Annotated in this window: 8 protein-coding genes and 2 tRNA genes; 9 read left to right on the top strand and 1 reads right to left on the bottom strand. The window is 49.7% G+C overall.

The features are described 5' to 3' along the window. Positions 1-194 precede the first annotated feature (194 nt). From AC9UES_RS05960 to AC9UES_RS05930, 7 genes are all read left to right on the top strand, one after another. Positions 195-455, top strand: a complete 261-nt coding sequence (locus AC9UES_RS05960; protein WP_509527606.1) for a helix-hairpin-helix domain-containing protein — start codon at positions 195-197, stop codon at positions 453-455. A 64-nt stretch (positions 456-519) separates the two neighbouring features. Next, complete coding sequence (locus AC9UES_RS05955) at positions 520-1,548, top strand: 3-isopropylmalate dehydrogenase (protein WP_509527603.1); 1,029 nt, start codon at positions 520-522, stop codon at positions 1,546-1,548. A 6-nt stretch (positions 1,549-1,554) separates the two neighbouring features. Next, positions 1,555-2,646 carry a branched-chain amino acid aminotransferase gene (locus AC9UES_RS05950; RefSeq protein WP_509527601.1) on the top strand — a complete coding sequence of 364 codons (1,092 nt, stop codon included), beginning with the start codon at positions 1,555-1,557 and terminating at the stop codon, positions 2,644-2,646. Beyond that, entirely contained in the window at positions 2,643-3,398 is a 756-nt protein-coding gene (locus tag AC9UES_RS05945; protein WP_509527598.1) for a fumarylacetoacetate hydrolase family protein, read from the top strand. Before AC9UES_RS05950 ends, AC9UES_RS05945 begins: the two co-directional genes overlap by 4 nt. A gap of 12 nt (positions 3,399-3,410) precedes the next feature. Then, complete coding sequence (gene gltX, locus AC9UES_RS05940; RefSeq protein ID WP_509527596.1) at positions 3,411-4,916, top strand: glutamate--tRNA ligase; 1,506 nt, start codon at positions 3,411-3,413, stop codon at positions 4,914-4,916. Between the two features lie 47 nt (positions 4,917-4,963). After that, positions 4,964-5,035 (top strand) — tRNA-Gln (locus AC9UES_RS05935). Between the two features lie 14 nt (positions 5,036-5,049). Beyond that, positions 5,050-5,439 (top strand): hypothetical protein, encoded by a 390-nt coding sequence (locus AC9UES_RS05930; protein WP_509527593.1) that lies wholly within the window; start codon positions 5,050-5,052, stop codon positions 5,437-5,439. Here AC9UES_RS05930 and AC9UES_RS05925 read toward each other — a convergent pair. Next, a complete protein-coding gene (locus tag AC9UES_RS05925) occupies positions 5,428-6,063 on the bottom strand; it encodes an MBL fold metallo-hydrolase (protein WP_509527590.1) in 636 nt (211 codons plus the stop codon). The genes AC9UES_RS05930 and AC9UES_RS05925 overlap by 12 nt on opposite strands. A gap of 90 nt (positions 6,064-6,153) precedes the next feature. Here AC9UES_RS05925 and AC9UES_RS05920 point away from each other — a divergent pair, with 90 nt between their 5' ends. Together AC9UES_RS05920 and AC9UES_RS05915 are read left to right on the top strand one after the other, a co-directional pair. Beyond that, positions 6,154-7,050, top strand: coding sequence for a diacylglycerol/lipid kinase family protein (locus AC9UES_RS05920; RefSeq protein WP_509527587.1), 897 nt, complete (start codon positions 6,154-6,156; stop codon positions 7,048-7,050). 48 nt (positions 7,051-7,098) lie between these two features. Then, positions 7,099-7,171, top strand: a tRNA-Glu gene (locus tag AC9UES_RS05915). Positions 7,172-7,191: the final 20 nt, after the last annotated feature.

Raw genomic sequence — 7,191 nt, 5'->3', positions numbered from 1 at the left:
GATGGCTTTGGCGGACCACAGGATCCCAATGTCTTACCGAGCATCGAATCGATGAGCGAGATTCTGGGGGAGCTTCCCCTGAAGGTGGAGTTCATTATTAACCGCGACGGGCAGGTACAAACCAAGCAAGGACTCAAGCCTTCAATCACCCTCACTGCCCTAGCCACAAGGCTCTAGCTATCTAAACTGGCCCTATGGCAAAACCTGGCAAGAGCGCTCCTTCTAAGCCAAACCCCGAAGACCCCGCGAGCTATGACGCCTTTGATGGGGAGTGGCGAAAGATTGGTCTTTCCGGTCCCGCGAGACGGGCTCTGGTTGATGCCAAGTTATATAAGGTGTCCGATCTTCGAAAGATAACGCTTGAGAAGCTAACCTCTTTGCGCGGGATGAGCAGCTCAGCCATCGCAAGGCTCAAGGTTGTCATGAATGGCAAGAAGATCAAGTTCCTTCCCTAGATAAAACTGACTCGCTGGGCCAAGCCCCAAAACAAGTAAAGTTGTTTTATCGAGTGGAGAAAAATTGGCTAAATCAGTGAAGCTTGGGGTAATTCCAGGCGATGGCATCGGTCCAGAGGTCATTCGCCATGCCGTGGCCGCACTAGAGCAGGCCGCTCCGAAAGTAAATTTTGAAAAAACTGAGTTCAGCTTCGGAGCAAGACGGTATCTAGCCACCGGAAATGTTATTACTGATGCTGAAATGGAATCCCTCGCGAGCCAAGACGTACTTTTACTTGGAGCCATCGGAGATCCGAATGTTCCATCCGGAATTTTGGAGCGAGGACTTCTTCTAAAGCTGCGTTTTGCTTTTGATCACTATGTGAACCTGCGTCCAACCAAGTTATACCCAGGCGTTACTTCCAAGCTGGCTGATCCAGGCGAAGTCGATTTCATTGTTGTTCGCGAGGGTACCGAGGGTCCATATGTTGGTACCGGCGGATCAATTCGTCAAGGAACCCCGGAAGAGGTCGCCAACGAGGTTTCAGTTAACACCGCTTATGGTGTTGAGCGAGTAGTTCGCTACGCTTTCAAGCTCGCGGCTTCTAGATCAAGAAAGAAACTAACCCTGGTACACAAGCACAACGTGCTTGTTCACTCAGGGGCTTTGTACCAGCGCATTGTGAAAGAAGTGGCCAAGGAGTATCCAAACGTGGATCACGACTACCTGCACGTGGATGCAGCAACTATTTTTATGGTTACCGAGCCTTCGAGATTTGATGTGATTGTCACCGATAACTTGTTCGGCGACATTTTGACCGACCTAGCTGCTGCTATCAGCGGCGGTATTGGTTTGGCGGCAAGTGGAAACTTGAACCCAAGCGGTAAATTCCCTTCAATGTTCGAACCAGTTCACGGCTCTGCTCCTGATATTGCAGGTAAAGCTCTTGCTGACCCAACTGCGGCAATCGCATCGGCTGCCATGTTACTTCGTCACATCGAAGAAGAAGATGCTGCCAACAAGCTTGAGAAGGCAATTGCTAAGCATTTAGCAAAGTCAGCAACTGGATTATCGACCGATCAAATCGCCAGAAGCATCTTCGAGGGTTTGTAGGAAATCATGAGCGTAACATTCGAGCAGATCAAAAACCCGAACCCGGTTTCTAAGGCTGATCGCGATGCGATTATTGCTAACCCAACTTTTGGTACTCACTTCACAGATCACCAGGTAGTAGTTGTTTGGGAAAAAGATAAGGGTTGGCACTCAGCACGCGTTGAGCCCTATGGCCCAATCCTGATGGATCCATCGAGTGCTGTTTTGCACTACGGCCAGGAAATCTTTGAAGGTATCAAGGCGTATCGTCACGATGACGGATCAATCTGGACCTTTAGGCCACAAGAAAACGCTGCAAGATTGCAGCGCTCTGCCAAGCGCATGGCGCTTCCTGAATTGCCAACCGAAGTCTTCATTGAATCTTTGCGCCAATTAATTGCCGTCGATGGCGATTGGGTGCCAGCACCAGAGAATGAAAAGACTTTATATTTTCGACCTTTCGAGATCGCGGCCGAAAACTTCCTAGGGGTCCGCGCGGCTCACCGGGCTGAGTATCGAGTAATTGCTAGCCCGGTGGGACCTTATTTCACCGGAGGAGTCAAGCCAGTTTCGATTTGGATTGCTCTCGATTCGGCTCGTGCTGGAAAGTATGGAACCGGTGAAGCAAAAACCGGTGGTAACTACGCAGCTTCCTTGATTGCACAGAACGAGGGCTACGAAAATGGCTGCTCGCAAGTATTGTTCCTTGATGCCGAATCAGGTACATACATCGAAGAACTTGGTGGCATGAACTTGTTCTTTGTATTTGCTGATGGCAAGGTAATGACTCCAGGACTAGATGGAACTATCCTTCGCGGTATAACCAGAAACTCGATTATTACCTTGCTCAAAGACCGCGGCCATGAAGTTACAGAGCGCAAGATCACGCTGGATGAGATTCGTGAGGGAGTAAACAACGGTTCGATAACAGAGATCTTTGCCTGTGGCACAGCAGCGGTAATTACCCCGATTGGGTTACTCAAGTCAAAGAACGAAGAAATTGGTAAGGCTGACAGTGAACCTGGCAAGCTAACCGTTTCCCTAAGAGAGCAGCTAACTGGCATTCAGTACGGGCGGGTGGAAGACAAACACGGTTGGATGTATAGGCTGTCAGAGTGAAGGTAGCCAGGTTCAGCAATGGGGCGGAGCCCCGATTCGGCATAGTTGACGGACCAGAACTTGCAGTTCTAAAAGGTCATCCTTTGGTTGCCGGCTACCAAACCACCGGTGAGAGGATACCTCTTAAAGAAGTAAAGCTTCTTGCTCCCACCATTCCTTCCAAGATTGTTTGCATTGGCAAGAACTTTGCTGACCACGCGGCCGAAATTGGCGAAGAGGTAACTATCGAACCGCTGATATTTTTTAAGCCTTCGAGTTCGATTATTGGCCATGGCGATGCCATTGTTATTCCCCCGCAAAGCAAGCAAGTAGAGCTAGAAGCTGAGCTTTGCTTGGTGATTGGCAAGCTTGCCAAGAATGTGAGCGAAGACAAGGCTTTGGAGTATCTCTGGGGTGTCACCATCGCTAACGATGTCACCGCAAGGGATCTGCAGTTTGGTGATGGCCAGTGGGCCAGATCCAAGGGGTTTGATACTTTCTGCCCACTGGGGCCTTGGGTTGAAACTGAGTTTGTGCCAGATGGTCAGGTCATCGAATCCAGAATCAATGGCGAGATAAGGCAAAACGTTGCCATCACTGAGATGGTTCACAAGATTCCCACCATCATTTCTTACGTTTCCAAGAACATGACCCTGTTGCCAGGGGATATCATCCTGACCGGTTCCCCTGCTGGAATCAGCGTCATAAACTCTGGGGATTTGATCGAGTGTGAAATTGAGGGAATCGGCATCCTCTCTAACCCCGTTGCTTAGACTTATTACATAATGACTTCTTTAATTACCGCCCCGTTTTCTGATGCCACAGGCCAGAACGTTCGGGTTAGGTTCTGTCCTTCTCCAACCGGTACTCCACACGTGGGACTTATCCGAACCGCACTGTTTAATTGGGCCTATGCTCGTCACACCGGTGGAAAGCTAATCTTCCGCATTGAAGACACCGATCAAGAACGAGACAGCGAAGAAAGCTTTGAGCAGCTACTAGCTGCTCTTTCCTGGTTAGGTCTGGACTGGGACGAGGGCGTGAATGTTGGCGGACCCAACGAACCGTACCGTCAGTCTCAACGAACTGAGATCTACCTAGAAGCAATTCAAAAGCTAAAAGATGCTGGGCATCTTTATGAGAGCTTTCTAACAGGCGAAGAAATTGATGTCCGAAACGAAGCTGCCGGCAGAGCCAAGCAGCTTGGCTATGACAACTCCGAGCGCGATTTAGATCAGGCCACCAAGGACAAGTACTTGGCTGAGGGTAGAACACCAGCTCTAAGACTTAGGGTTCCAGATAGTGACATCAGCTTTACTGATCTAGTTCGTGGCGAGATTACGTTCCCAGCTGGGTCTTTTCCAGACTTTGTTGTAGTTCGTCCAAACGGTCAGGCCCTTTACACACTCGTGAACCCGGTTGATGATGCGCTGATGGGCGTGACCCACGTGCTTCGCGGTGAGGACCTACTGTCATCAACTCCGAGACAAATCGCTCTTTACAACGCCATGGTTCAAGCTGGAATCACAACTTTCATTCCACAATTTGGTCACTTGCCCTATGTGATGGGGGAGGGTAACAAGAAGCTTTCTAAGCGCGATCCAGAAAGCAATCTATTCCACCACAAAGACCGAGGCTTTATCCCCGAAGGACTACTCAACTACCTGGCCCTACTTGGTTGGGGTATCTCGGCCGACGAGGACATCTTTAGCCTCGCTGAAATGGCCAAGGCGTTTGATGTTGTTGATGTGAACCCAAACCCTGCCAGATTTGATCTGAAAAAAGCAGAGGCCATAAACGCAACCCACATCAGGCAGCTTTCACCCGAAGATTTCCAGGCCCGATTGGTTCCTTATTTGCAGGCTGGCAACGTGCTTTCTAATCCTGCAACCGATGCAGAATTGGCAATACTTTCCAAGGCAGCGCCGTTGATTCAGGAGCGAATCACTGTCTTGGGTGAATCAGTTGACATGCTTTCTTTCTTGTTTGTGCCCAGCAGCAAGATTGAAATTGAAGAAGATGCCAAAAAAGCGCTTCCTGAAAACGCCAAGGCAATTGTGACTGCAGCGCTAGAAGCGCTGCAGGGACTAGAGAGTTTTACTACCGATGCGCTTCACGATCTGATGAATCAGGTGCTTGTTGAATCAATGGGTGAAAAACCTCGAAATGCTTTTGGCCCGCTTCGCACTGCGATTTCTGGAAGAAAAGTTTCTCCACCGCTATTTGAGTCGATGGAAATTTTAGGTAAGGCTGAAACCCTTGCTCGCCTAGAGCTGTTTGCCCGCAGCTAACGCTCAAGCTAGTATTGGAATCTGGGCCAGGGCCCATGTAAATCCCTTGGGGTATGGTGTAATTGGCAACACGGATGATTCTGGTTCATTTGTTCTTGGTTCGAGTCCAGGTACCCCAGCAAGAGAAGAGCTCATGCTACAAACAATCGCCGCTAGTTTTATGGTCCTGGCTACCAGCGCTACAGCAATCTTTCAATTAGCAATAGTTTTTGGCGCACCGCTTGGTGAGTATTCCTATGGGGGTGCCAACAAGGGAAAGCTACCAACGGGTTACCGAATTGGCTCGGTTTTTTCTTTTGCTCTCATGATTGCCTTCGCCGGCCACTACCTAGCTCAATTAGGTGTCTTTGATCCGATTTTTGATCCAGCTGGAAATTCGATTGTTAACTGGGTTCTTGTTGCGTCTAATGCTTTGGCAGCGCTAGCAAACAATGCCACCAGGTCGAAAAAGGAACGTGCCGTTTGGGGAGTTACCACAATCTTGATGTTTGTTGCCAGCCTGGTAGTTGCGCTACAGCTCTAAGGACTGGCCAACCTCTAGGTATCTAAACTCCCCGCCATTTTCTTCAGTCACTTGCTTCACCCGCGAGTTATTCAAATCGTGACCCAGTTGGCTCAAAAGAGCATTGTGGGTTGGAAAACAAATAGCAGGTTTTACCTCTTGGATGTAATCCATCACGTCGCCGATTTTTAGCCATGGTGCGCTAGTAGGGCAGGCAAGGGCCTTTACCTTTACATCCGGCGGGGTATAGCTATCGCCCGCGTAGTAAAGATCTCCGTTGACCAAGACTGCTGTGTTTTGAATCAGTGGGATGCTCCGGTGAATGATCTGGTGCATATCTCCAAAAAACTCCAGCTTGAAAAAGCCAACTTCGTAGTAATCGCCGTGATAGACCGTAGTTACACCCATCCCAGAAAGCCTTGCCGCAACCTCACTGGTTCCAAAGATATGGACGGCTGGGTTGTCTTTTTTGATTTTGGCTATCTTGGCTTCGTCGCAGTGGTCATCGTGTTTATGGGTAATCACTACAGCGACCACATTGCCCAAACCGGCTAGCTCTTCGGTGTACGAGCCTGGGTCAATAACCAGGGTTTGGGAGTCGAGCTCGACCTCGAGGCAGGCGTGGCCGTGCTTGGTGATCTTCATGTTGTTTATTGTATGGCGTTGCCGGAAAGGACGAACTTGTCGCTAAGCTTTCGCTCTAACAGCAATTTGGCTTTCAAACAAAGGTGTTTTATGCGAGTGGGATTTGTCATTAACCCAACAGCCGGTGGCAATAAGGGTGCCGTGGCTGGGGAGAGTGTTCGCGCTGTTTTGGCAAGTTCTAGTCATGAAGTAATTGACCTTTCTGGGGAAACTTATGAGGCAGCTAAAGCTGCCATCAAGCAGGCAATCGCCAACGGTGCTATTGACGCTTTGGTTTTGGTAGGTGGCGATGGCATGGCCCACCTAGGTGTGAATGTGTGTGCAAATACTAAAGTGCCTATGGCAATAGTTCCTGCCGGTACTGGAAACGATGCAGCTGCGATGCTGGGCATGCCACTTACTGATACCGCCGAGTCAATCCGTTTAGTTCTAGGGGGCCTTAGCTCACCTAAGAAGATTGACGCCATCAAGGTTTCTCATGGCGGAAAAGTAACTTGGGCACTAGGTTCAGCTTCTGCTGGATTTGATGCTCTGGCCGCTGCCAGAGCTAATGCGATCAGCTGGCCTAAGGGTCCGATGCGCTACTACGTAGCGATGCTGCTTGAACTTGCTAAGTTCAAGCCGATTAAGTACCAGAGTGTGATTGATGGCAACCCAAGAGACTTTGAAGCCATGCTTTGTGTGGTGAGCAACACCGGTATCTACGGTGGGGGAATGCTGGTAGTTCCGGGTGCATCGGTGACCGACGCAAAGCTTGATGTTTTGCTTGTAAAAAAGATGAGCCGGCTTAAATTTGTGACTATTTTCCCAAGGGTTTATAAAGGAACGCACATCACAGATAAAGACGTTGAGATATTCAAAGCGTCAAAGATTTCGATAACAGCTAGCGGTATGCCGATCTACTCAGACGGCGAATACGTTGGCCAGGCTCCATTTGAGGCAGATGTTGTTCCAGGTGCGCTGCTGGTAATCGCTCCAGCCCTATAGGGACTGTTGCCCAATGGTGGGGTGTGGCATAATCGAAAGGTTGCTTACGGCCCCATCGTTTAGCGGCCTAGGACACTGCCCTCTCACGGCAGCGGCGCGGGTTCGAATCCCGCTGGGGTCACGAAATTCGCCCCTGATGAC

Origin of the sequence: Rhodoluna sp., assembly GCF_044232805.1 — a bacterium.
Classification (GTDB): Bacteria; Actinomycetota; Actinomycetes; order Actinomycetales; family Microbacteriaceae; genus Rhodoluna.
The sequence above is the reverse complement of the archived record's forward strand: the minus strand, read 5'-3'. Positions and strand labels throughout refer to the sequence as shown.